General features: G+C 64.8%; 22 protein-coding genes. 6 read left to right on the plus strand and 16 right to left on the minus strand.

Features of this window, described 5'->3' with window-relative positions; all coding sequences use genetic code 11:
• Positions 1-4: 4 nt before the first annotated feature.
• From folP to rlmE, 3 genes are all read right to left on the minus strand, one after another.
• The gene (gene folP, locus VQ067_RS26095; RefSeq protein WP_003095197.1) at positions 5-856 is read right to left on the minus strand and encodes a dihydropteroate synthase; all 852 of its coding nucleotides are present in this window, start codon (positions 854-856) and stop codon (positions 5-7) included.
• Positions 857-865: 9 nt separating this feature from the next.
• Positions 866-2,785: an ATP-dependent zinc metalloprotease FtsH gene (gene ftsH, locus VQ067_RS26100; protein WP_003095200.1), complete on the minus strand. Its 1,920-nt coding sequence runs from the start codon at positions 2,783-2,785 to the stop codon at positions 866-868.
• Between the two features lie 198 nt (positions 2,786-2,983).
• On the minus strand, positions 2,984-3,607 hold the full coding sequence (gene rlmE / locus VQ067_RS26105; protein WP_003095202.1) for a 23S rRNA (uridine(2552)-2'-O)-methyltransferase RlmE: 624 nt from the start codon (positions 3,605-3,607) through the stop codon (positions 2,984-2,986).
• 94 nt (positions 3,608-3,701) lie between these two features.
• Here rlmE and yhbY point away from each other — a divergent pair, with 94 nt between their 5' ends.
• Positions 3,702-4,016, plus strand: coding sequence for a ribosome assembly RNA-binding protein YhbY (gene yhbY, locus VQ067_RS26110; protein ID WP_003095204.1), 315 nt, complete (start codon positions 3,702-3,704; stop codon positions 4,014-4,016).
• Positions 4,017-4,056: 40 nt separating this feature from the next.
• Here the strand turns inward: yhbY and VQ067_RS26115 are convergent, their stop codons facing one another.
• From VQ067_RS26115 to grpE, 9 genes are all read right to left on the minus strand, one after another.
• On the minus strand, positions 4,057-4,464 hold the full coding sequence (locus tag VQ067_RS26115; protein ID WP_003109321.1) for a DUF4149 domain-containing protein: 408 nt from the start codon (positions 4,462-4,464) through the stop codon (positions 4,057-4,059).
• A gap of 10 nt (positions 4,465-4,474) precedes the next feature.
• Positions 4,475-4,951 carry a transcription elongation factor GreA gene (gene greA, locus VQ067_RS26120; RefSeq protein ID WP_003095206.1) on the minus strand — a complete coding sequence of 159 codons (477 nt, stop codon included), beginning with the start codon at positions 4,949-4,951 and terminating at the stop codon, positions 4,475-4,477.
• Complete coding sequence (gene carB, locus VQ067_RS26125; RefSeq protein WP_003095207.1) at positions 4,948-8,169, minus strand: carbamoyl-phosphate synthase large subunit; 3,222 nt, start codon at positions 8,167-8,169, stop codon at positions 4,948-4,950. Before carB ends, greA begins: the two co-directional genes overlap by 4 nt.
• 19 nt (positions 8,170-8,188) lie before the next feature.
• Positions 8,189-8,839: a leucine efflux protein LeuE gene (gene leuE, locus VQ067_RS26130; RefSeq protein WP_003095208.1), complete on the minus strand. Its 651-nt coding sequence runs from the start codon at positions 8,837-8,839 to the stop codon at positions 8,189-8,191.
• 11 nt (positions 8,840-8,850) lie between these two features.
• Positions 8,851-9,987 carry a glutamine-hydrolyzing carbamoyl-phosphate synthase small subunit gene (carA, locus tag VQ067_RS26135; protein WP_003095209.1) on the minus strand — a complete coding sequence of 379 codons (1,137 nt, stop codon included), beginning with the start codon at positions 9,985-9,987 and terminating at the stop codon, positions 8,851-8,853.
• Positions 9,988-10,169: 182 nt separating this feature from the next.
• Positions 10,170-10,976 (minus strand): 4-hydroxy-tetrahydrodipicolinate reductase, encoded by an 807-nt coding sequence (dapB, locus tag VQ067_RS26140; RefSeq protein ID WP_017148601.1) that lies wholly within the window; start codon positions 10,974-10,976, stop codon positions 10,170-10,172.
• Positions 10,977-11,032: 56 nt separating this feature from the next.
• Positions 11,033-12,166: a molecular chaperone DnaJ gene (gene dnaJ, locus VQ067_RS26145; protein ID WP_003095211.1), complete on the minus strand. Its 1,134-nt coding sequence runs from the start codon at positions 12,164-12,166 to the stop codon at positions 11,033-11,035.
• Positions 12,167-12,281: 115 nt separating this feature from the next.
• Entirely contained in the window at positions 12,282-14,195 is a 1,914-nt protein-coding gene (gene dnaK, locus VQ067_RS26150; RefSeq protein WP_340080944.1) for a molecular chaperone DnaK, read from the minus strand.
• Between the two features lie 89 nt (positions 14,196-14,284).
• A complete protein-coding gene (grpE, locus tag VQ067_RS26155; RefSeq protein WP_003095213.1) occupies positions 14,285-14,845 on the minus strand; it encodes a nucleotide exchange factor GrpE in 561 nt (186 codons plus the stop codon).
• A gap of 167 nt (positions 14,846-15,012) precedes the next feature.
• On the opposite strand from grpE, the gene recN reads away from it, so the two are divergent.
• On the plus strand, positions 15,013-16,689 hold the full coding sequence (gene recN, locus VQ067_RS26160; protein ID WP_003135243.1) for a DNA repair protein RecN: 1,677 nt from the start codon (positions 15,013-15,015) through the stop codon (positions 16,687-16,689).
• A 69-nt stretch (positions 16,690-16,758) separates the two neighbouring features.
• Here the strand turns inward: recN and fur are convergent, their stop codons facing one another.
• Positions 16,759-17,163, minus strand: a complete 405-nt coding sequence (fur, locus tag VQ067_RS26165) for a ferric iron uptake transcriptional regulator (protein WP_003095216.1) — start codon at positions 17,161-17,163, stop codon at positions 16,759-16,761.
• Between the two features lie 97 nt (positions 17,164-17,260).
• Here fur and VQ067_RS26170 point away from each other — a divergent pair, with 97 nt between their 5' ends.
• Positions 17,261-17,791 (plus strand): outer membrane protein assembly factor BamE, encoded by a 531-nt coding sequence (locus tag VQ067_RS26170; RefSeq protein ID WP_003109323.1) that lies wholly within the window; start codon positions 17,261-17,263, stop codon positions 17,789-17,791.
• Between the two features lie 67 nt (positions 17,792-17,858).
• Here VQ067_RS26170 and VQ067_RS26175 read toward each other — a convergent pair whose 3' ends face one another.
• Positions 17,859-18,164, minus strand: coding sequence for an RnfH family protein (locus tag VQ067_RS26175; RefSeq protein WP_004365388.1), 306 nt, complete (start codon positions 18,162-18,164; stop codon positions 17,859-17,861).
• Positions 18,157-18,591: a type II toxin-antitoxin system RatA family toxin gene (locus tag VQ067_RS26180; RefSeq protein ID WP_003100497.1), complete on the minus strand. Its 435-nt coding sequence runs from the start codon at positions 18,589-18,591 to the stop codon at positions 18,157-18,159. The genes VQ067_RS26175 and VQ067_RS26180 overlap by 8 nt, the downstream gene beginning before the upstream one ends.
• 274 nt (positions 18,592-18,865) lie before the next feature.
• On the opposite strand from VQ067_RS26180, the gene smpB reads away from it, so the two are divergent.
• Positions 18,866-19,345 (plus strand): SsrA-binding protein SmpB, encoded by a 480-nt coding sequence (smpB, locus tag VQ067_RS26185; RefSeq protein ID WP_003100496.1) that lies wholly within the window; start codon positions 18,866-18,868, stop codon positions 19,343-19,345.
• A 22-nt stretch (positions 19,346-19,367) separates the two neighbouring features.
• Here the strand turns inward: smpB and VQ067_RS26190 are convergent, their stop codons facing one another.
• Entirely contained in the window at positions 19,368-20,141 is a 774-nt protein-coding gene (locus VQ067_RS26190; protein WP_003095221.1) for an FCD domain-containing protein, read from the minus strand.
• A 328-nt stretch (positions 20,142-20,469) separates the two neighbouring features.
• On the opposite strand from VQ067_RS26190, the gene VQ067_RS26195 reads away from it, so the two are divergent.
• Positions 20,470-22,152 (plus strand): lactate permease LctP family transporter, encoded by a 1,683-nt coding sequence (locus VQ067_RS26195; protein ID WP_033990066.1) that lies wholly within the window; start codon positions 20,470-20,472, stop codon positions 22,150-22,152.
• A gap of 154 nt (positions 22,153-22,306) precedes the next feature.
• The gene (lldD, locus tag VQ067_RS26200; protein ID WP_003095228.1) at positions 22,307-23,452 is read left to right on the plus strand and encodes an FMN-dependent L-lactate dehydrogenase LldD; all 1,146 of its coding nucleotides are present in this window, start codon (positions 22,307-22,309) and stop codon (positions 23,450-23,452) included.
• The last annotated feature ends 64 nt before the right edge of the window (positions 23,453-23,516 follow it).

Genomic DNA, 23,516 nt, shown 5'->3' on the forward strand with positions numbered 1-23,516 from the left:
GTGCTCAATCCGCCATTTCAACGGCGGAGATCATTCGCATCACGTCAACGGTCGCCGCCACGTCATGCACTCGAATTATCCGTGCGCCCTTGGCCAGCGCCAGGGCCGCCAGCGCGAGACTGCCGTAGAGGCGTTCGTCTACCTCCCGCCCCAGTACCTTGCCGATCATGCTCTTGCGCGAAACGCCGACCAACAACGGCAGGCCCAGGCCATGGAGCGCCTGCAGATGCCTGAACAGCACCAGGTTGTGCTCCAGTGTCTTGGCAAAACCGAAACCCGGATCCAGTAACAGCCGCTCGCGGTCGATTCCGGCCGCCACGCAGGCATCCACACGCTCCTGCAGGAACGCGCCGACTTCTGCCACCACATCCTGGTAGGCAGGCGCATCCTGCATGGTCTGCGGTTCTCCACGCATGTGCATGAGGCAGACCGCCAGGCCGCTATCCACCGCAGCATCCAGCGCGCCGTCGCGCTGCAGCGAACGGACGTCGTTGATCAGACCCGCTCCGAGACGCGCAGTTTCGCGCATAACCGCAGGCGTGGAGGTATCCACCGAAATCACGACGTCCAGCTCGCGGGCGATGCGTTCGACTACCGGAGCGACCCGCTCCAGCTCCTCCGTCGGAGAAACGCTGCGCGCACCGGGACGGGTCGACTCGCCGCCGACGTCGATGAGCGTTGCGCCTTCCCGCACCATGCGCTCGGCATGCCGCAGGGCATCGTCCAGCCGGTCGTAACGGCCGCCGTCGGAAAAGGAATCGGGGGTGACATTGAGGATGCCCATGACATGTGGGCGGGCCAAATCAAGAACCCGACTGCCGCAAGGCAGTCGGGTCGGGTATTGCGGATTGCTCATTCAGGGCTCTCAGTGCTCGCCGGCCGGCCCACCGATGGGAGGGGTGTTCTCGCGGCGGCCCGACTCTTCCAGGTTGGCCGGCGGGGTGCCGGTACCCGAACCACCCTGCCAGTCACGCGGCTCGCGCGGCACGCGACCGGCCATGATGTCGTCGATCTGGTCGGAGTCGATGGTCTCGTACTTCATCAGTGCGTCGGCCATCATCTCCAGCTTGTCGCGGTTCTCGTCGAGCAGTCGCTTGGCGGTACCGTAGCAGTCGTCGATGATGCGCCGGACTTCCTGGTCGATCATCTTGGCGGTCTCGCCCGACACATTGGCGTGCTGGCTGCCGGCGCTACGGCCGAGGAACACCTCGCCCTCCTCCTCCGCGTACATCAGCGGGCCGAGTTTCTCGGACAGACCCCACTTGGTCACCATGTTCCGCGCCAACTGGGTAGCACGCATGATGTCGTTGGAAGCGCCAGTGGTGACGCCTTCGAAGCCGAGGGTCATCTCTTCGGCGATACGGCCGCCGAACAGCGAGCAGATCTGGCTTTCCAGCGCGCGCTTGGACAGGCTGTAGCGATCTTCCTCGGGGAGGAACATGGTCACGCCCAGGGCACGTCCGCGCGGAATGATGGACACCTTGTAGACCGGGTCATGCTCCGGCACCAGGCGACCGACGATGGCGTGGCCGGCCTCGTGGTAGGCGGTGTTGCGCTTCTCCTTCTCGGACATGACCATGGTCTTGCGCTCGGCGCCCATCATGATCTTGTCCTTGGCCAGCTCGAACTCGCGCATGTCGACGATGCGCTTGTTGGAGCGCGCGGCGAACAGCGAGGCCTCGTTGACCAGGTTGGCCAGGTCGGCGCCGGAGAAACCGGGCGTACCGCGGGCGATGACGGCAGGATCGACATGGTCGCCCAGCGGCACCTTGCGCATGTGCACCTTGAGGATCTGTTCGCGCCCGCGGATATCCGGCAAGCCGACCACCACCTGGCGGTCGAAGCGGCCCGGACGCAGCAGCGCCGGGTCCAGAACGTCCGGACGGTTGGTGGCAGCGATGACGATGATGCCATCGTTCATCTCGAAGCCATCCATCTCCACCAGCAACTGGTTGAGGGTCTGCTCGCGCTCGTCGTGACCACCGCCCAGGCCGGCGCCGCGATGGCGGCCGACGGCGTCGATCTCGTCGATGAAGATGATGCACGGCGCATGCTTCTTGGCCTGGTCGAACATGTCGCGGACACGGGAAGCGCCCACGCCGACGAACATCTCGACGAAGTCGGAACCGGAAATGGTGAAGAACGGCACCTTGGCTTCGCCGGCGATGGCCTTGGCCAGCAGGGTCTTGCCGGTGCCGGGCGGGCCGACCATCAGCACGCCGCGCGGGATACGGCCGCCCAGGCGCTGGAACTTGCCCGGATCGCGAAGGAACTCGACCAGCTCGCTGACCTCCTCCTTGGCCTCGTCGCAGCCGGCGACGTCAGCGAAGGTGGTCTTGACCTGGTCCTCGGACAGCAGGCGCGCCTTGCTCTTGCCGAAGCTCATCGGGCCGCCGCGACCGCCGCCGCCGCCCTGCATCTGGCGCATGAAGAACATGAAGACGGCGATGATCACCAGGATCGGGAAGCTAGCGACCAGCAACTGGGTCCAGATGCTCTGCTGTTCGGGCTGCTTGCCCTCGACCACGACGTTGTTGTTGACCAGGTCGCCGATCAGGCCGTTGTCCTGGATCGCCGGGCGGATGGTCTTGAAGGTATCGCCGTCGCTACGCTTGCCGGTGATGACATAGCCATCCACGGTCACTCGCTCGACCTTGCCATCCTTGACCTGCTGGATGAAGTCCGAGTAGTTCAGCGTCTGTGGCTCGCTCGGGCTCGAGAAATTGTTCATCACGGTCACCAGTACCGCCGCGATGATCAGCCACAGAATCAGATTCTTTGCCATGTCGTTCAATTGACTACCCTCTGAAGCCGGCTCCGTCCTGGAAACCGCTTCACACGACGGCCAGACTCCTTCCGGCCAAAAGTACTACACAAGCGCCCGCGCACGCAGGCGTTGTCTGTAACCCTTTATGAACCCTCGCCCGTCCCGGCACAACAGGTCATCGACCAATAGACAGGCTATAGGGTCAATCATTCCAGTCTATTCCCCGCGAAAGCCGCGTGCGAGCAGATACTGTTCCCGCGAACGATCACGCGACGACAGGGGCTTGCGCATCTGTACCTTGTCGAACATTTCCCGGGCCTGCTTGTGGTACTGGTCGAAACCTTCGCCCTGGAAGATCTTGATCAGGAAATCGCCGCCCGGCCGCAGCACACGGCCGGCCAGGTCCAGCGCCAGTTCGCAGAGATACATGGCGCGCGGCTGGTCGGCGGCCCGCACTCCACTCATATTGGGGGCCATATCGGAAATCACAAGGTCTACCGGATGATCGCCGATCGCCTCGAGGATCCGCGCGAACACCGCGTCCTCGGTGAAGTCGCCCTGGATGAAGGTGACGTCGGGGATGCTGTCCATCTCGAGGATGTCCGAAGCGATCAGCCGGCCACGGTCGCCGATAACCCGGCTGGTGACCTGCGACCATCCGCCCGGCGCGGCGCCCAGGTCGACCACGGTCATGCCCGGACGCAGGATGCGGTCCTTCTCCTGGATCTCCAGCAGCTTGTAGCTGGCACGCGAGCGATAGCCATCGCGCTGGGCCATCTTCACGTAGGGATCGTCGAAATGTTCTTTCAGCCAACGCTGGCTGGTTTTGGAGCGGGCCACGGAATACCTCTTCGGGCACCCCCGGTCGGCGGGGGCAGCATCACTTGGACTAAAACTGGGGTAAAATAGACGACTTTTTCCCAGGGGTCTGATTATGGCGCTCACTCAAGAGCAGAAGAAACAGTTCAAATCTATCGGTCACCACCTGAAACCGGTATTGATCGTAGCCGAGAACGGCTTGACCGAAGGCGTTCTCGCCGAACTCGAGCGCGCACTCAACGATCACGAACTGATCAAGGTGAAACTGGCGCTGGCCGAGCGCGACGATCGCCGCGCCCTGCTCGACGAACTCTGCGCGCAGTCGCGCAGCGACCTGGTGCAAAGCATCGGCAAGATGGCGCTGGTCTATCGGAAGAACCCGAAGCCGAACAAGAATCTCTCGAACATCAGCCGTTTCGCCGGCATCTGATGCCCCATCCAACCAAGGTCGGGAAACTTCCCGACCTGGTTCAGACGCCTTCCTCGTCCCGCCCCGGTACCGGCTGCAACACCAGCAGCAGGCCACACATCGCCACCGCCAGGTAGTTGAACAGCAGCCAGCGCACCGCCTCGGGCGCCAGCCCACGCACCAGGAAATACACCAGGCAGAGCAGCGCGACGGCGAGCAACAACTGACCGCGAAGGTCTCGCCAAAGGCTCCTCGGCCCGTGGCTCGACACCAACACCAGCGCTTGCAGCACCGCACAGAATCCGGCGAAGCCGATCAGCAGCGGCGTCAACGCCGCGGCTACGGTTTCCACCAGCAGCGGCGCCAGTCCGGTCTTGGCCAACGCAGGCAGGACCACGAACTGCAGCAACCAGAGGCCGCCGACCCAGAACGTCTGGGCCAGCAGCCAACTGATCGCGCCTGCGCGCAACGGGGCGCGCTTAGATATGGCGAACCTCGACGATCTCGTACTCGACGTCGCCGCCCGGGGTTCTCACCAGCACGGCATCGCCTTCGGTCTTGCCAATCAGCGCACGGGCGATCGGCGAATTCACCGAGATCTTGCCACCCTTGATATCCGCCTCGTCGTCGCCGACGATCTGGTAGGTCACGGTCTCGTCGGTCTCGACGTTGGCGATGTCGACGGTGGTGCCGAAGATCACCTTGCCGCTGTGCGGGATGGCGGTGACATCGATGACCTGAGCGTTGGACAGCTTGGCCTCGATGTCGCGGATACGCGCCTCGACCATGCCCTGCTGTTCGCGCGCCGCATGGTACTCGGCGTTTTCCTTGAGGTCGCCCAGTTCACGCGCTTCGGCTATGGCCTGGCTGATCTGCGGGCGCAGCACGCCCTTCAGGTGTTTCACTTCTTCTTCCAGGGCGCGGGCGCCCTGGACGGTCATGGGGAACTTGCTCATGCCTTGATTCCTGCGTGGAGATCCTGCAGACGCCGAACGGTCTTCTCGGGACCGAACTTGAGCGCCTCACAGATCGCCTGCCCACCCGCAATGGTGGTGGTGCAGCAGATCTTGTGCTGCAGGGCGTTTCGACGAATGGAGTAGGAGTCAGCGATGGACTGCCGGCCCTCGGTGGTGTTGATGATCAGGGTGACCTCGTCGTTCTTGATCATGTCCACCACGTGCGGGCGACCTTCGGTCACCTTGTTCACGCGACGCACCGGCAGGCCCGCGGCCTCGATGACACGCGCGGTACCGGCGGTGGCTACCACTTCGAAGCCCAGCGCGACCAGGTCGCCAGCCACCTGGGCGGCGAACGGCTTGTCGTCTTCGCGGACGCTGATGAAGGCGCAACCGGCGGTCGGGAGGATCTCGCTGGCCCCCAACTGAGCCTTGGCAAAGGCTTCGGCAAAGCTATCACCGACGCCCATCACTTCACCAGTGGACTTCATTTCCGGGCCGAGGATCGGATCGACGCCGGGGAACTTGGCGAACGGGAACACCGCTTCCTTGACGCTGAAGAACGGCGGGATGATTTCCTGGGTGAAGCCGACCTCGGCCAGGGTCTTGCCGGCCATGACGCGGGCGGCGACCTTGGCCAGCGACTCGCCGACGCACTTGGAGACGAACGGCACGGTACGCGAGGCGCGCGGATTGACCTCGATGACGAAGATATCCTCGCCCTGCACCGCCATCTGCACGTTCATCAGGCCGACCACGCCAAGCTCCAGGGCCATTTTCTTGACCTGCTCGCGGATCTCGTCCTGGATGTGCTGCGGCAGCGAGTACGGCGGCAGCGAACAGGCGGAGTCGCCGGAGTGAACGCCAGCCTGCTCGATATGCTGCATGATCGCGCCGATCACCACGATCTCGCCGTCGCATACCGCGTCGATGTCGACTTCGATGGCGCAGTTGAGGAAGTGGTCGAGCAGCACCGGGCTGTCGTTGGAAACCTGAACCGCCTCACGCATGTAGCGCTTGAGTTCTTCTTCCTGGTAGACGATTTCCATCGCCCGCCCGCCCAGCACGTAGGACGGGCGTACCACCAGCGGATAACCGATGGCCTTGGACGCGGCCAGGGCCTCGTCTTCGCTGCGCGCGGTGGCGTTGGCCGGCTGGCGCAGGTTCAGGCGCTGGACCATCTGCTGGAAGCGCTCGCGGTCTTCGGCACGGTCGATGGCGTCCGGACTGGTGCCGATGATCGGCACGCCGGCCTCTTCGAGGGCGCGGCAGAGCTTCAGCGGGGTCTGGCCGCCGTACTGGACGATCACGCCCTTGGGCTGCTCGACGCGGACGATCTCAAGGACGTCCTCGAGGGTCACCGGCTCGAAGTACAGGCGGTCGGAGGTGTCATAGTCGGTGGAGACGGTTTCCGGGTTGCAGTTGACCATGATGGTCTCGTAGCCGTCTTCGCGCATCGCCAGCGCCGCGTGCACGCAGCAGTAGTCGAACTCGATGCCCTGGCCGATGCGGTTCGGACCGCCGCCGAGGATCATGATCTTCTCGCGGCTCGACGGGTTGGCCTCGCACTCTTCCTCGTAGGTCGAATACATGTAGGCGGTGTCGGTGGCGAACTCGGCGGCGCAGGTATCGACACGCTTGTAGACCGGCAGCACCTTCAGCTTGTGGCGATGGCTGCGCAGGTTCTTCTCGGTGACGCCTAGCAGCTTGGCCAGGCGCGCGTCGGAGAAGCCCTTGCGCTTGAGCTTGTACATCAGCTCGCGATCGATGGAGGACAGGCCGAGGGTCTTGACCTTCTCCTCGTCCTTGACCAGGTCCTCGATCTGCACCAGGAACCATTCGTCGATGCGGGTCAGCTCGAACACTTCCTCGACGCTCTTGCCGGCGCGGAAGGCGTCGGCGACGTACCAGACACGCTCGGCGCTGGGCACGGTCAGCTCGCGCTTGAGGATGCTGTCGGCCTCCGGGTCGTTCAGGTCGAGCTTCGGATCGAAGCCGGTGGCGCCGACTTCCAGGCCGCGCAAGGCTTTCTGCACCGACTCCTGGAAGGTCCGGCCGATGGCCATGACTTCGCCGACCGACTTCATCTGGGTGGTCAGGCGGGCATCGGCTTTCGGGAACTTCTCGAAGGCGAAGCGCGGGATCTTGGTCACCACGTAGTCGATGGCCGGCTCGAACGACGCCGGGGTGCGACCGCCGGTGATGTCGTTCTGCAGTTCGTCGAGGGTGTAGCCGACCGCCAGCTTGGCGGCGATCTTGGCGATCGGGAAACCGGTGGCCTTGGAGGCCAGGGCCGAGGAGCGGGAAACCCGCGGGTTCATCTCGATCACCACCATGCGCCCGGTGTTCGGGCAGATGCCGAACTGCACGTTGGAACCGCCGGTTTCCACGCCGATCTCGCGCAATACCGCCAGCGAGGCGTTGCGCATGATCTGGTATTCCTTGTCGGTCAGGGTCTGCGCCGGTGCCACGGTGATCGAGTCACCGGTGTGCACGCCCATCGGGTCGAAGTTCTCGATGGAGCAGACGATGATGCAGTTGTCCTTCTTGTCGCGGACCACCTCCATCTCGTACTCCTTCCAGCCGATCAGCGACTCGTCGATCAGCAGCTCGTTGGTCGGCGACAGGTCGAGGCCACGGGCGCAGATCTCTTCGAACTCTTCACGGTTGTAGGCGATACCGCCGCCGGTGCCGCCCATGGTGAAGGACGGACGGATGATGCAGGGGAAGCCGACCTGCTCGAGCACGCCGTAGGCCTCCTCCATGCTGTGGGCGATGCCCGAGCGCGGACAGGCCAGGCCGATATCCTTCATCGCCTTGTCGAAGCGCGAGCGGTCCTCGGCCTTGTCGATGGTATCGGCATTGGCGCCGATCATCTCCACGCCGAACTTCTCCAGCACGCCGTGGCGCTCCAGGTCCAGGGCGCAGTTCAACGCGGTCTGGCCGCCCATGGTCGGCAGCAGCGCGTCGGGGCGTTCCTTCTCGATGATCTTGGCCACGGTGGCCCACTTGATCGGCTCGATGTAGGTCGCGTCGGCCATCGCCGGGTCGGTCATGATGGTCGCGGGGTTGGAGTTCACCAGGATGACGCGGTAGCCCTCCTCGCGCAGGGCCTTGCAGGCCTGGGCGCCGGAGTAGTCGAATTCGCAGGCCTGGCCAATCACGATGGGGCCGGCACCGAGGATCAGGATGCTCTTTATGTCTGTACGTTTTGGCATGGGACTCTCGTTGCAATAATCAGGACAGGGTTGCGGTGGCCAGCTTCACACCAAAGCCGACGAACAGGGCGCCGACGCCCGAAGTGGCGCCGGCAGCCAACCGTTGCCGCCGGCGGAACCAGGCCGCCAGCCGCACACCGGTGAAAATCAGGAAGCTCAGGTAAAGGGCGCTGACCAGTTCCAGGATCACCGCCAGCACCAGGAACGACAGCCCCGGATAGGCATAGCCGGGATCGACGAACTGGATGAAGAAGGAGATGAAGAACAGGATCGCCTTGGGATTCGACAGGCTGAGCAGCAGCGCCTTGCGGAACGGCTGGTGGACATCCACCTGTTCGGCCTGCGCCGCCGTCGCCTCGGGATTGCGCAGCTTGCGCCAGGCGCCCCGCAGCATGCCGACGCCGAGATAGAACAGGTAGGCCGCACCGAGGTACTTCAGGCCGATGAACAGCATCGGCTCGGCCTTCAGCAGGGAGGCCACGCCGAGGGCCGACAGCAGCATCAGCACCGCGTCGCCGAGGAACACGCCGCAGGCGGCCCGGTAGCCGGTCGCCACGCCACGCTGGGCCGAAGTCGCGAGGACGAACAACGAGTTCGGTCCGGGCAACAGGATCACGAAAACCACACCCAGCACGTAGGTCCAGAAATCGGTTATCCCCAGGGTCGGCATGGCTCTGCTCCTCAGCGACGCTCGGCCATCGCCGAGATGAAGCGGTCGAACAGCGGGGCGACGTCATGCGGACCGGGGCTCGCCTCGGGGTGGCCCTGGAAGCTGAAAGCGACCTTGTCGGTGCGCTCGATACCCTGCAGGGTACCGTCGAACAGCGACTTGTGAGTGGCTCGCAGGTTGTCCGGCAGGGTGCTCTCGTCGACCGCGAAACCGTGGTTCTGGCTGGTGATCATCACCACGCCGCTGTCCAGGTCCTGCACCGGGTGGTTGGCGCCGTGGTGCCCGTGGCCCATCTTCAGGGTCTTGGCGCCAGAGGCCAGGGCCAGCAACTGATGGCCGAGGCAGATGCCGAACACCGGGATCTCGGTATCGAGGAATTCGCGGATCGCCTGGATCGCGTAGTCGCACGGTTCGGGGTCGCCGGGGCCGTTGGAAAGGAAGATGCCGTCAGGGTTCAGCGCCAGCACTTCGCTGGCCGGTGTCTGCGCCGGCACCACGGTCAGGCGGCAGCCGCGCGCCACCAGCATGCGTAGGATGTTCAGCTTCACGCCGTAGTCGTAGGCCACCACGTGATACGGCAGTTCACCGGCCGGGATCTCCGGATGACTGTCGCTTTCCAGGTTCCAGACGCTGGAGCGCCACTCGTAGCGCTCGGCGGTGGTGACCTCCTTGGCCAGGTCCATGCCCTTCAGGCCGGGGAAGGCGCGAGCCAGCTCCAGCGCGCGTTCCTCGGTAGCGTCGGCACCAGCCAGGATGCAGCCGTTCTGCGAACCCTTCTCGCGGAGGATACGGGTCAGGCGACGGGTATCGATGCCGGCGATGGCGACGGTGCCGTTGGCTTTCAGGTAGTCAGGCAGCGACTGCTTGCTGCGCCAGTTGCTGGCGATCAGCGGCAGGTCGCGGATGATCAGGCCGGCGGCCCAGACGCGGTTGGCCTCGGCGTCTTCCGGGGTGGTACCGGTATTGCCGATGTGCGGGTAGGTCAGGGTGACGATCTGCTGGGCGTAGGAAGGATCGGTAAGGATTTCCTGGTAGCCGGTCATGGCGGTGTTGAACACCACCTCGCCAACGGTCTGGCCGTCGGCACCGATGGCTTCACCGCGAAAAATGCTGCCGTCGGCAAGTGCAAGTATGGCTGGCTTAGTCAAGAAGACCTCCCGTAAATCAAGCCTGACTGGTCGCGCAGGTGTAAAAAAGCGGGATGACACCGTGAAGAGTCATCCCGCTTTTTTTCGATTCATGCTGCGCTGCTTTTAGTGGACACACTAAAGCTGTAGTTTACAGAATCGCGACATTCCGGTCCACCAATAAGACGACGTGCGGCAGCGTCTCAGCGTAGACCGAGCACATCCTGCATGTCGTACAGGCCGTTCTCCTTACCCTCCAGCCACAGCGCCGCACGCACCGCGCCACGGGCAAAGGTCATGCGGCTGGAAGCCTTGTGGGTGATCTCCACGCGCTCGCCCTCGGCGGCGAACAGCACGGTGTGGTCGCCCACCACGTCGCCGGCGCGCACGGTGGCGAAGCCGATGGTTTCCCGCGCCCGCGCGCCGGTCTGCCCCTCACGTCCGTAGACCGCCACTTCCTGGAGGTCCCGGCCGAGCGCCTGGGCTACCACCTCGCCCATGCGCAAGGCGGTGCCGGACGGTGCATCGACCTTGTGCCGGTGATGGGCCTCGATGATCTCGATATCCACTTCGTCGCCCAGCACCCGTGCCGCGGTATCCAGAAGCTTCAGGCAAAGGTTCACGCCGACGCTGAAGTTGGCAGCGAAGACGATCGGGATATCCTTCGCCGCTTCGGCCAGCAGCAGCTTCTCGTCGGCGCTGAAGCCGGTGGTGCCGATGACCATCGCGCGGCGCGCCTTGCGGCACTGCTCGAGGTTCTTCAGGGTTACGGAGGGATGGGTGAAGTCGATCAGGACGTCGAACTCCTCGCAGACCTTGCCCAGGTCCCCGGACAGCGGCACACCGATCCGGCCGAGACCGGCCAGCTCGCCGGCGTCCGCCCCCACCAGGGTGCTATCCGGACGATCCACCGCCGCCGTCAGCCCGGCGGCACCGCCGGTCTGCTGAACGGCCTCGATCAGGTTCTTGCCCATGCGCCCGGCGGCGCCCACTACGGCTATACGTCGCATAAAACCACTCCACGCGGAACCCGGACGCGGCTGTCAGGCCGCGCCCATGGCTTTGTTTATAGGTCGTCGAAGAAACGCTTCATGCCTTCGAACCAGCCACTGGCCTTGGGCGAATGCGAGGTGTCGCTCTGCAACGACTTGCGGAACTCCTCGAGCAGCTCGCGCTGGCGCTTGTCCAGGTTCACCGGGGTTTCCACCACCACCTTGCACATCAGGTCGCCGGCGCCGCCGCCGCGCACCGGGGCCACGCCCTTGCCGCGCAGGCGGAACAGCTTGCCGGTCTGGGTGCTTTCCGGAATCTTCAGCTTGACCCGGCCATCCAGGGTCGGCACTTCCAGCTCGCCACCCAACGCAGCGTCGGCGAAACTGATCGGCACTTCGCAGTACAGATGCTTGCCGTCACGCTGGAAGATCGGGTGCTCGCGCACATTGACCACCACGTACAGGTCGCCCGCCGGACCACCCATGCTGCCGGCTTCGCCTTCGCCGGTGAGGCGAATGCGGTCGCCGGTGTCGACGCCGGCCGGCACCTTCACCGACAGGGTCTTCTGCTCTTCCACGCGCCCCTGGCCATGGCAGGAGCCACAGGGATCGGAAATCATCTTGCCGGTGCCGTGGCAGCGCGGGCAGGTCTGCTGGACCGAGAAGAAGCCCTGCTGCATGCGCACCTGGCCGATACCGCCGCAAGTGGTGCAGGTGACCGGTGTGGTGCCGGGCTTGGCGCCGCTGCCGTTGCAGGTCTTGCAACCGACCAGGGTCGGCACGCGGATGGTGACGGTGGTGCCGCGTACCGCCTCTTCCAGGTCGAGATCCAGGGTGTAGCGCAGGTCCGCGCCGCGCTGCGCGCCGCCGCGCGAGCCACCGCGGGCGCCGCCGCCACCGAAGAAATCGCTGAACACATCGCCGAAGATGTCGGAGAAGCTCGCCCCGCCGAAACCGGCGCCAGCGCCCCCACCCATGTTCGGATCGACGCCGGCATGGCCGTACTGGTCGTAGGCCGCCCGCTTGCTGGCATCGGAGAGGACCTCGTAGGCCTCGTTGGCCTCCTTGAACTTGTCCTCGGCTTCCTTGTCGCCAGGATTGCGGTCCGGGTGGTATTTCATCGCCAGGCGACGGTAGGCCTTCTTCAGGTCCGCCTCGCTGGCGCCACGCTCAACCCCCAGAACCTCGTAAAAGTCTCGTTTCGCCATAACCTTTCCGTCTCAATTAAGGACCCTCCAGACACGCCAACGCGGGAGCAGGCTCCCGCGTGGCGGATCATGCGTACCGGCCTGGCCGGCACGCGGGGCAGAAGCAAGCCGGGGCTTACTTGTTGTCCTTGACCTCTTCGAACTCGGCGTCCACCACGTCGTCAGCGGCTTTCGCCTGCTCGCCCTGGGGAGCGTCTTCGCCCTGCTGGGCCTGTTCGGCGTACATCTTCTGCGCCAGCGGGGTGGAAGCCTGGGACAGAGCGTTCATCTTGGCCTCGATCTCGGCCTTGTCGTCGCCCTTCACCGCCGCTTCCAGCTCGCCCAGCGCCTTCTCGATGGTCGCCTTGTCCTCGGCGGTGGCCTTGTCGCCCGCCTCGGTGATCATCTTGCGGGTCGCGTGGACCAGCGCGTCGCCCTGGTTGCGAGCGGCAGCCAGTTCCTCGAACTTGCGGTCCTCCTCGGCGTTCGCCTCGGCATCGCGGACCATCTGCTGGATCTCATCCTCAGACAGGCCGGAGGATGCCTTGATCACGATGGACTGCTGCTTGCCGGTGGCCTTGTCCTTCGCCGAGACGTGCAGGATGCCGTTGGCATCGATATCGAAGGTCACCTCGATCTGCGGCACGCCGCGCGGAGCCGGCGGAATGTCGGCCAGGTCGAACTTGCCCAGCGACTTGTTCTGCGCGGCCTGCTTGCGCTCGCCCTGCAGCACGTGGATGGTCACCGCGCCCTGGTTGTCGTCGGCGGTGGAGAACACCTGCGACTTCTTGGTCGGGATGGTGGTGTTCTTCTCGATCAGACCGGTCATCACGCCGCCCAGGGTCTCGATGCCGAGGGTCAGCGGAGTCACGTCGAGCAGCAGCACGTCCTTCACGTCGCCGGCCAGGACCGCACCCTGGATGGCGGCACCGACAGCCACGGCTTCGTCCGGGTTGACGTCCTTGCGCGCTTCCTTGCCGAAGAACTCGGCAACGGTCTTCTGTACCAGCGGCATGCGGGTCTGGCCGCCGACCAGGATCACTTCATGGATATCGGAAACATCCAGGCCGGCATCCTTCAGCGCGGTGCGGCACGGCTCGATGGTGCGCTGCACCAGGTCTTCGACCAGGGACTCCAGCTTGGCGCGGGAAACCTTGACGTTCAGGTGCTTCGGACCGCTCGCGTCGGCAGTCACGTACGGCAGGTTGACGTCGGTCTGCTGGGTCGAGGACAGCTCGATCTTGGCTTTCTCGGCCGCTTCCTTCAGACGCTGCATGGCCAGCGGGTCGCCCTTCAGGTTGATGCCGCTTTCCTTCTTGAACTCGTCGACGAGGTAGTCGATCAGGCGGATGTCGAAGTCTTCGCCGCCGAGGAAGGTGTCGCCGTTGGTGGCCAGCACTTCGAACTGGTGCTCACCGTCGACTTCGGCGATCTCGATCACCGACACGTCGAAGGTACCGCCGCCCAGGTCATAGACGATCACGGTGTGGTCGCCCTTGGCCTTGTCCAGGCCGTAGGCCAGCACCGCCGCGGTCGGCTCGTTGATGATCCGCTTGACGTCGAGGCCGGCGATGCGGCCGGCGTCCTTGGTGGCCTGGCGCTGGCTGTCGTTGAAGTAGGCCGGAACGGTGATCACCGCTTCGGTGACCGGCTCGCCGAGGTAGTCTTCGGCGGTCTTCTTCATTTTCTTCAGCACTTCGGCGGAAATCTGCGGAGGCGCCATCTTCTGGCCCTTCACTTCCACCCAGGCGTCGCCGTTGTCGGCCTTGACGATGCTGTACGGCACCATCTGGATGTCTTTCTGTACCACGTTCTCTTCGAAGCGACGGCCGATCAGGCGCTTCACCGCATACAGGGTGTTCTGCGGGTTGGTGACCGCCTGGCGCTTGGCCGGCTGGCCCACCAGGGTTTCGCCATCGTTGGTGTAGGCGATGATCGAGGGGGTGGTACGCGCGCCCTCGGCGTTCTCGATGACCTTGACGTTACCGTTCTCCAGGATAGCCACGCAGGAGTTGGTGGTACCCAGGTCGATGCCAATGATTTTGCCCATATTCACTCTCCAGAAACTTTGATTCCGTGCGACCCGCCCGTGGGTCTCGTGCTCGGTTGACTACCCAGATGGGGTCGTCGCGTCGAATTTCAAGCCTGCTCGTCGATGGAAGGCGGGGTTTCCGCCGGCGCCTTGCTGACCACCACCATCGCCGGACGCAGCAGGCGGCCGTTGAGCAGGTAGCCTTTCTGGAACACCTTGAGGACACTGCCCGGCTCGGCCGAAGCACTTTCCTGCATAGCCATCGCCTGGTGCTGCTCGGGATTGAAAGGCTCGCCTTCCGGGTTCAGCGCCTCCACCTGGTAGCGGCGCAGGGTGTCGTCGAACATCTTCAGGGTCAGTTCCATCCCTTCGCGCATCGGCTTGATCGCCTCGTCGTTGGGATCGGACATCTCCAGGCCGCGCTCGAGGGTGTCGACCACCGCCAGCAGGTCGCCGGCGAATTTCTCCAGCGCGAACTTGTGCGCCTTCTCGACATCCTGCTCCGCACGCCGGCGTACGTTCTGCAGATCCGCGACCATGCGCAGCGCCTGGTCCTGGGCGGCAGCCAGCTGCTCCTCCAGTTCCTGCACGCGGGCGGTCAGGTCCTCGGCGGCGCCGGTGGGCTGCTCGGGGGTCTGTTGATCCAGGGTCTGCTGTTCGTCAGCCATGCCACTCTCCTTCAAAAATAAGCTGGCAAATACAAGGCGAACGCATAAGTTCGCAACGTTGCCGGCTATATGGGGACGGCTTTCCACGGTTCAAGGGGCGAGCGGCAATTGCCAGCCGGAAAAAATACTGTATAAATAACCAGACAAAACCCACGGAGCCGCCCGCCATGCTGGTTCACCTGTCCGTTCACAACTACGCCATCGTCGAGCACCTGGATCTCGAACTCGCTACCGGCATGAGCGTGATCACCGGCGAAACCGGCGCGGGCAAGTCGATCATGCTCGACGCCCTCGGCCTTACCCTCGGCGACCGCGCCGACAGCGGCGCGGTACGTCCCGGAGCGGACAAGGCCGACATTCTCGCCAGCTTCGACGTCAGCGCCATCGCCGAGGCCCGCGACTGGCTCGCCGAGCGCGACCTGGAACAGGACGGTCCGTGCATCCTGCGCCGGGTGATCACTGCCGAAGGTCGCTCGCGTGCCTACATCAACGGCACGCCCTGCCCTCTGGGCGACCTGAAGAGCCTGGGCGAACTGCTGATCGACATCCATAGCCAGCACGAGCACCAGTCGCTGCTGAAGAGCGAGACCCACCGGCGCCTGCTCGACGAGTACGCCGGCTGCCAGGAGCTGGCGCGCCAGGTGCAGCTCGCCGCGCAACGCTGGAAGCAGACCAGCCAGGAACTCGAACGCCTGTCGCGTAGCGGCGACGAACAGCGCGCCCGCCACCAGTTGCTCAGTTACCAGCTGGAAGAACTGGAAAACCTGTCCCTCGGCGAAAACGAACTGGAAAGCCTGGAGCAGGAGCAGAAGACCCTGAGCAACGCCGAAAGCCTGCTCGCCGCCTGCCGCCAAGTCGTGGAAATGTGCAGCGAGAGCGATGCCGGCAACGTCCTTTCCGCGCTCAATGCCAGCCTCAGCCGCCTGACCTCGTTCAGCGGCCAGCCCGCCGCCCTCGGCGAAGCGGTCAACCTGTTGTCCAGCGCGCAGATCCAGGTCGAGGAGGCGATCGGCGAACTGAACCGCTTCGTCGACCACTTCGATGCCGATCCCAATCGCCAGCAGCAGGTCGAGGAGCGCCTGGACGTCATTTATTCCCTGGCGCGCAAGCACCGGGTCCAGCCCGCCGAACTGGCCGACCTGCAGCAGCGCCTGTTCGACGAACTGGAGGCGCTGAACGCCGACGACGAAGCGGTCGGACGCCTGGGCGACGAGCTGGCCGCCTACGCCCGGCATTACCAGGAAAAAGCCGACGAACTGAGCCGCCTGCGCCAGGCCGCGGCCGCACCTCTTGCCGCCAGCGTGGAACAGGAGATGCAGCGCCTGGGCATGCCCGGAGGGCGCTTCGCCATCGTCCTGCATCCCGGCGACAGCGCCGAGCCGCAGGCCAACGGACTGGAAAGCGTGGAGTTCCTGGTCAGCGCCAACCCCGGGCAGCCGTTGAAAGGGCTGGCCAAGGTCGCCTCGGGCGGCGAACTGTCGCGGATCAGCCTGGCGATCCAGGTGATCACGGCACAGACCTCGCGCATCCCCACCCTGGTCTTCGACGAAGTCGACGTCGGCATCGGAGGCCCCACCGCCGAAGTGGTCGGACAGTTGCTGCGTCGCCTCGGCGAACGCGGCCAGGTCCTCACCGTGACCCACTTGCCGCAGGTCGCCGCCCAGGGCCACCAGCACCTGTTCGTGCACAAGGAACGCGGCAGCAGCGAAACCCGCACGGCGGTCGCCACCCTGAACAAGGCCCAGCGGATCGAGGAGATCGCCCGCATGCTCGGCGGCGTCGACCTGACCAAGGAATCCCTGGCCCACGCGAAGAAACTGGTCAACCTGGCCGCCCAGAACTGAACGTTCCTTCAATGGAAAATGAAAACGGCGACCCCAGGGTCGCCGTTTTCGCATGGAACCGTTGCGCGACTACTTCTTCTTGCGCACGTAGAGCACCAGATTGTGATCGACCAGCTCGAAGCCGCGCTCGCGGACGATTTCCTTCTGGCGCTTCTCGATTTCCGCGTCCATGAACTCGATCACCTCGCCGGTATCGACGCAGACCATGTGGTCGTGGTGGCCGCTATCGGCGAGCTCGAACACGGCATGGCCGCCATCGAAGTTGTGACGCACCACCAGGCCGGCGGCCTCGAACTGGGTCAGCACCCGATAGACGGTTGCCAGGCCCACGTCCTCGCCTGCTTCCATCAGCGCCTTGTACACGTCTTCGGCGCTCATGTGGCGTTGCTCGGCCGAGTCGAGCATCTGCAGGATCTTGACCCGCGGCAGGGTCACTTTAAGGCCGGCTTTTCGAAGTTCGCTATTTTCAACCATGTCTGCTTTCTCAGCGCGGGATGTTTCGCAGTATCCCGGAATACGGGTATGATCGGGCTTTTATTTGCCCAGCCAAGATAGTGGAAGTCGCTCACCGATGCAAAACGCCAAGCTCATGCTGACCTGTCTCGCTTTCGCGGGGCTTGCCGCACTCGCCGGTTGCTCGTTTCCTGGCGTCTATAAAATCGACATCCAGCAAGGCAACGTCGTAACGCAGGACATGATAGACCAGTTGCGCCCCGGAATGACCCGACGCCAAGTGCGGTTTATCATGGGCAACCCGCTGATCGTCGATACCTTCCACGCCAATCGTTGGGACTACCTCTACAGCATCCAGCCGGGCGGCGGTCGTCGCCAGCAGGAGCGCGTCAGCCTGTTCTTCAACGACAGCGACCAACTGGCCGGCCTGAACGGCGACTTCATGCCCGGCGTCAGCCGCGACGAAGCGATCCTCGGCAAGGAAGGCAGCACCACCGTCACCCAGCCGGCCGACCAGCAGAAACCGGAAGAGCAGAAGGAAGAGCCGCCGAAACCGGGCTCCACCCTGGAACAGCTCCAGCGCGAAGTGGACGAAGCCCAGCCGGTACCGGTTCCGACCCCCGAACCTTTGGACCCCAGCCCGCAATGACGGCTGGCGTTCCACGAAAAAGCCCGGCATTCGCCGGGCTTTTTCATTTCCGCAGGAACCCCCACGGCTAACCGCCTTCGCGCTCGCTCCGGGCCCGTGCGGCACGCTGCTTGCGTACCTCCTTGGGATCGGCGATCAACGGGCGGTAGATCTCCACCCGTTCGCCGGTCTCCAGCACCCGCTCCTCCGGGCGAGCCAGGAGCTTGCCGAAGATACCCAGCGGACAACCTTGCACATCCAGCCCTGGAAACGCCTCGGCGATGCCGGAGAGCAGCACGGCCTCGCGTGCGCTGGTACCTGCCGGCACGCTCAGGCGCAGTAACGCCTGTCGCTCCGGCAGCGCGTAGACCACCTCGACGGCGATCTCAGCCATAGAGTTGCTTGGCGCGCTGGCAGAACGCGTCGACCATGGTGTTGGCGGCCTGGGTGAACAGCGGCCCGAGGGTCGCCTTGACCAGCGGCCCGGCGTAATCGAAGGTCAGGTCGAGAGTGATCTTGCAGGCCTTCTCGCCCAGCGCCTTGAACTGCCAGACGCCATGCAGTTCGGTGAACGGTCCGTTTTCCAGGTTCATCTCGATGGAAGCTCCCGGCACCAGCACGTTGCGGGTGGTGAAGCGCTGGCTGAGGCTACCCTTGGCCACGGTCAGCTCGGCGCGCATCAGGCTTTCGCTCTCCTCCAGGACCTGGCTGGCCGAACACCAGGGCAGGAACTCCGGATAGCGCTTCACGTCGTTCACCAGATCGAACAGCGCACGGGCGGGATAAGGCAACAGCGCCGAACGCTGGATATGGGTGCTCATAGAACTCTCACTTCTGCTGTCGAGCGGGCGACTCCCCAAGCATAGCCGGCGGGACGGCGGCATCCGCCACGGCGGCGCGCTGCGCCCGCCGACCGGGGCCAGGGTTCGGCAGAAAAACGCTCAGCACAGCCTGACGCCACTTGAAGACTTTTCTTACAAAACCTTGGCCAGCGGCCAGGAAAAGAGTGGGCATTGTCCGAAATTCACCTCTATCCCTCAAGCGCGACGCCGCCCCATAGCGGTGAAGCCGGCGACTCCCTATAATGCGCCGCCTATGGCTAAGCAGAAGAAACACCCTTCGGGGACCATCGCGCAGAACAAGAAGGCTCTGCACGACTATTTCATCGAACAACGCTTCGAGGCGGGCGTCGCCCTGGCGGGCTGGGAAGTGAAAAGCCTGCGCGCCGGCAAGGCCCAACTGGTCGACAGCTACGTGCTGCTCAAGGATGGCGAGGCCTGGCTGCTCGGCAGCCACATCACGCCCCTGACCACCGCCAGCACGCACGTGATCGCCGACCCGGTGCGCACGCGCAAGCTGCTGCTGCACAAGCGCGAACTGGGCAAGCTGTTCGGCGCCGTGCAACAGAAGGGCTACGCCTGCGTCGCCCTGTCGATGTACTGGAAGAAGCACCTGGTCAAGTGCGAGATCGCCCTGGCCAAGGGCAAGAAGGACTTCGACAAGCGCCACACCGAGAAGGAGCGCGACTCCGATCGGGAGATCCAACGCGCCATGCGCCACGGCAAGGACGACTGAGCGCGTCCCTGCCCGCGCCTCGCTAGTCCTCCTGCACGCTGCGCCGGCGCTGCGAGCGCTTCATCCTGCGCGCCTCTTCCTGGACCTCCGCCAGGACCTCCTGCACATAGTGGATGTGCTGGTTGGACACCTCCCGGGCCAGCTCCGCCTGACCGCTGATGATCGCGTCGTATAGGCGCTGGTGCTGCTCCATCAGTTGCGCGCGGGTTTCCGTGCGCTGCGCGTACATCCCGCCGATATTGGTCACCACGTTGCGCCGCAACAAGTCGAACAGGCCCTTGATGGTGTGCAGCAGCACGGTGTTGTGGCTGGCCTCGGCGATCGCCAGGTGGAAGCGCGCGTCGGCGGCGCCCTCTTCCGCGCTGACCTGGTCGTTGCGCGCATAGCAGGCCTGGAGCGCCTCGAAGGCCTCGGTCAGGCGCTGGTGATCGAGGGAGGTCGCACGCAGCGCCGCGTAGTAGGCACAGGACCCTTCCAACGTGTGGCGAAACTCCAGCAGGTCGCGCTGGGCCTCCGGGTTACCCTCCAGCAGGTGCAGCAGCGGATCGCTGAAAGTCGCGCCCAGCGATTCGGTCACATAGTTGCCGCCACCCTGGCGGCTGACCAGCAGCCCCTTCGCCACCAGTTTCTGGATCGCCTCGCGCAGCGACGGCCGGGAAACCCCGAACTGCTCGGCAAGCACGCGCTCGGCGGGCAGCCGCTCGCCGGACTTCAGCGTGCCCTCCAGGATCATCGCCTCCAGTTGCGCAACGATGTCATCCGACAGACGGCGCTGCCTGACCTGACCAAATTCCATATCCCGACACCCTTACCCGAAGTTTCGTCGCAAAGCCTCTGCCATGCGCCCAGCGCGAAAAAGAGAGGAAGCGTACCGAGCCGCTCCCCGCACCACAAGCGAGGCGCCACGAGCCCCGCACGAGCATCCTTAGACAAAAGTCGTAGACGGGCAAATTGACACGCCGAACGCTCGACTCTTAACCTGAGCGCTCGCTTTTGTAAATTGGTCTTACCAATTATGCGAGCTTTGCCAGGTTCGGCTGCCCAGCGCCCTTGCACACACAGGTCTTGGCGCGTGTCCGATCTGGTCACAGGCAAACCCAACAACAATTAGGGAGCCAACCCCCATGCAAGCCTGGCAACAACTCTATACCCCCCTGGGCAGTCTCGGCCTGTCGGCCGCCGCGGCCGTCATCCCGATCGTGTTCTTCTTCCTCGCCCTGGCGGTATTCCGCCTCAAGGGCCACATCGCCGGCAGCATCACCCTGGCGCTGGCCATCACGGTGGCCATCTTCGCCTTCCACATGCCCGCCGACATGGCCTTCGCCGCCGCCGGCTACGGCTTCCTCTACGGTCTCTGGCCGATCGCCTGGATCATCGTCGCCGCGGTCTTCCTCTACAAACTGACGGTGAAGAGCGGCCAGTTCGAGGTGATCCGCAGCTCGGTGCTGTCGATTACCGGCGACCAGCGCCTGCAGGTACTGCTGATCGGCTTCTCCTTCGGGGCCTTCCTCGAAGGCGCCGCCGGTTTCGGCGCGCCGGTGGCGATCACCGCCGCCCTGCTCGTCGGCCTCGGCTTCAATCCGCTCTACGCCGCCGGCCTGTGCCTGATCGCCAACACTGCGCCGGTGGCCTTCGGCGCACTGGGCATCCCGATCATCGTCGCCGGCCAGGTGACCGGTATCGACGCCTTCAAGATCGGCGCCATGACCGGCCGCCAACTGCCGTTCCTGTCGATCCTGGTACCGTTCTGGCTGGTGTTCATGATGGACGGCTGGCGCGGCATCCGCGAAACCTGGCCGGCCGCCATCGTCGCCGGCGGCAGCTTCGCCATCACTCAGTACCTGACGTCCAACTTCATCGGCCCGGAGTTGCCGGACATCACCTCGGCGCTGGTCAGCCTGGTCTCCCTGACCCTGTTCCTCAAGGTCTGGCAGCCGCAGGGCGCCAGCGAAGCGCTCGCCGCCAGCGGCGGCGCGGCCGTGGCCGGTGGCGGCTTCGGCGGGCAACGCAGCGTCGAACCGTCCGCCTACAGCTTCGGCGAGATCCTCAAGGCCTGGTCGCCGTTCCTGGTGCTCACCGTACTGGTGACCATCTGGACCCTGAAACCTTTCAAGGCCCTGTTCGCCCCGGGCGGCGAGCTCTACTGGCTGGTGTTCAACTTCGCCATCCCGCACCTGGACCAACTGGTGGTCAAGGGCGCGCCGATCGCCACCAGCGCCACGCCGATCGCCGCGGTATTCAAGTTCGACCCGATCTCCGCCACCGGCACGGCGATCTTCCTCTCGGCGCTGGTATCGATGTTCATCCTGCGCATCGGAGCGAAAATTGGTATTACCACTTTCAAGGAAGTCCTGGTGGAGCTGAAGTGGCCGATCCTGTCCATCGGCATGGTCCTGGCCTTCGCCTTCGTCACCAACTACTCGGGCATGTCCACCACCCTGGCCCTGGTCCTGGCCGGTACCGGCGCGGCGTTCCCGTTCTTCTCGCCGTTCCTCGGCTGGCTGGGGGTATTCCTGACCGGTTCGGATACGTCCTCCAACGCCCTGTTCAGCTCCCTGCAGTCGACCACCGCGCACCAGATCGGAGTCAGCGACACCCTGCTGGTGGCCGCCAATACCAGCGGCGGCGTGACCGGCAAGATGATCTCCCCGCAATCCATCGCCGTGGCCTGTGCCGCGACCGGGATGGTCGGCAAGGAATCCGACCTGTTCCGCTTCACCCTGAAGCACAGCCTGATCTTCGCCGCGCTGGTCGGACTGATCACCCTGGCCCAGGCATACCTATTCACCGGCATGCTGGTGCACTGACCGCGCCCTGATCGGCCGCGCGTCGGCGATACTGCGCAGGAAATGGCCCGGGGAGACTCGCCTACGATCGTAGGCCCGGCTCCCTTGGCCATTTCCGCCGTGTCCCGCTCCACTGCGCTCGATGCGAAACCTTTCGACACAACGGAAGAGCCCAATGATCATTTCCGCTTCCACCGACTACCGCGCCGCCGCCCAACGCAAGCTGCCGCCGTTCCTCTTCCACTACATCGACGGCGGCGCCTACGCCGAGTACACCTTGCGTCGCAACGTCGAGGACCTGTCGGCCATCGCCCTGCGTCAGCGGGTGCTGAAGAACATGTCCGAGCTGAGCCTGGAAACCCGCCTGTTCAACGAGACCCTGGCGATGCCGGTGGCGCTCGCCCCGGTCGGTCTCACCGGCATGTACGCCCGCCGCGGCGAAGTCCAGGCGGCACGCGCGGCGGCGGCGAAGGGCGTGCCCTTCACCCTGTCGACGGTATCGGTGTGCCCGATCGAGGAGGTCGCCCCGGCCATCGACCGGCCGATGTGGTTCCAGCTCTACGTGCTGAAGGACCGCGGCTTCATGCGCAACGCCCTGGAGCGGGCCAAGGCCGCCGGCGTCACCACCCTGGTGTTCACCGTCGACATGCCGGTCCCCGGCGCCCGCTACCGCGACGCCCATTCCGGCATGAGCGGCCCCTACGCCGCGCCGCGCCGCATCCTGCAAGCCATGACCCACCCGGCCTGGGCCTGGGACGTCGGCCTGCTGGGCAAGCCCCACGACCTCGGCAACATTTCCGCCTACCGCGGCAACCCGACCGGACTGGAGGACTACATCGGCTGGCTGGGCGCCAACTTCGACCCGTCGATTTCCTGGAAGGACCTGGAGTGGATCCGCGAGTTCTGGGACGGCCCGATGGTGATCAAGGGCATCCTCGACCCCGAGGATGCCAGGGATGCGGTGAAGTTCGGCGCCGACGGCATCGTCGTCTCCAACCACGGCGGCCGCCAGCTCGATGGCGTGCTGTCCAGCGCCCGCGCGCTGCCGGCGATCGCCGACGCGGTGAAGGGCGAACTGGCGATCCTTGCCGACTCCGGCATCCGCACCGGTCTCGACGTGGTGCGGATGATCGCCCTCGGCGCCGACAGCGTGCTGCTCGGCCGCGCCTTCGTCTACGCCCTGGCCGCCGCCGGCGAGGCCGGGGTGCGCAACCTGCTCGAACTGATCGAAAAGGAAATGCGCGTGGCCATGGTCCTCACCGGGGCCAAGTCGATCGGCGAGATCAGCGCCGACTCGCTGGTCCGCGAACTGGGCGCCTGAGACGCCCGCCAGAAAAGCCTGAAAACGCCCGGGGCGTGACCGTCGTCCCAGGGCCGAGGAAAGC

This window comes from Pseudomonas sp. KBN12P06040, assembly GCF_037574965.1.
Classification (GTDB): Bacteria; Pseudomonadota; Gammaproteobacteria; order Pseudomonadales; family Pseudomonadaceae; genus Pseudomonas; species Pseudomonas aeruginosa.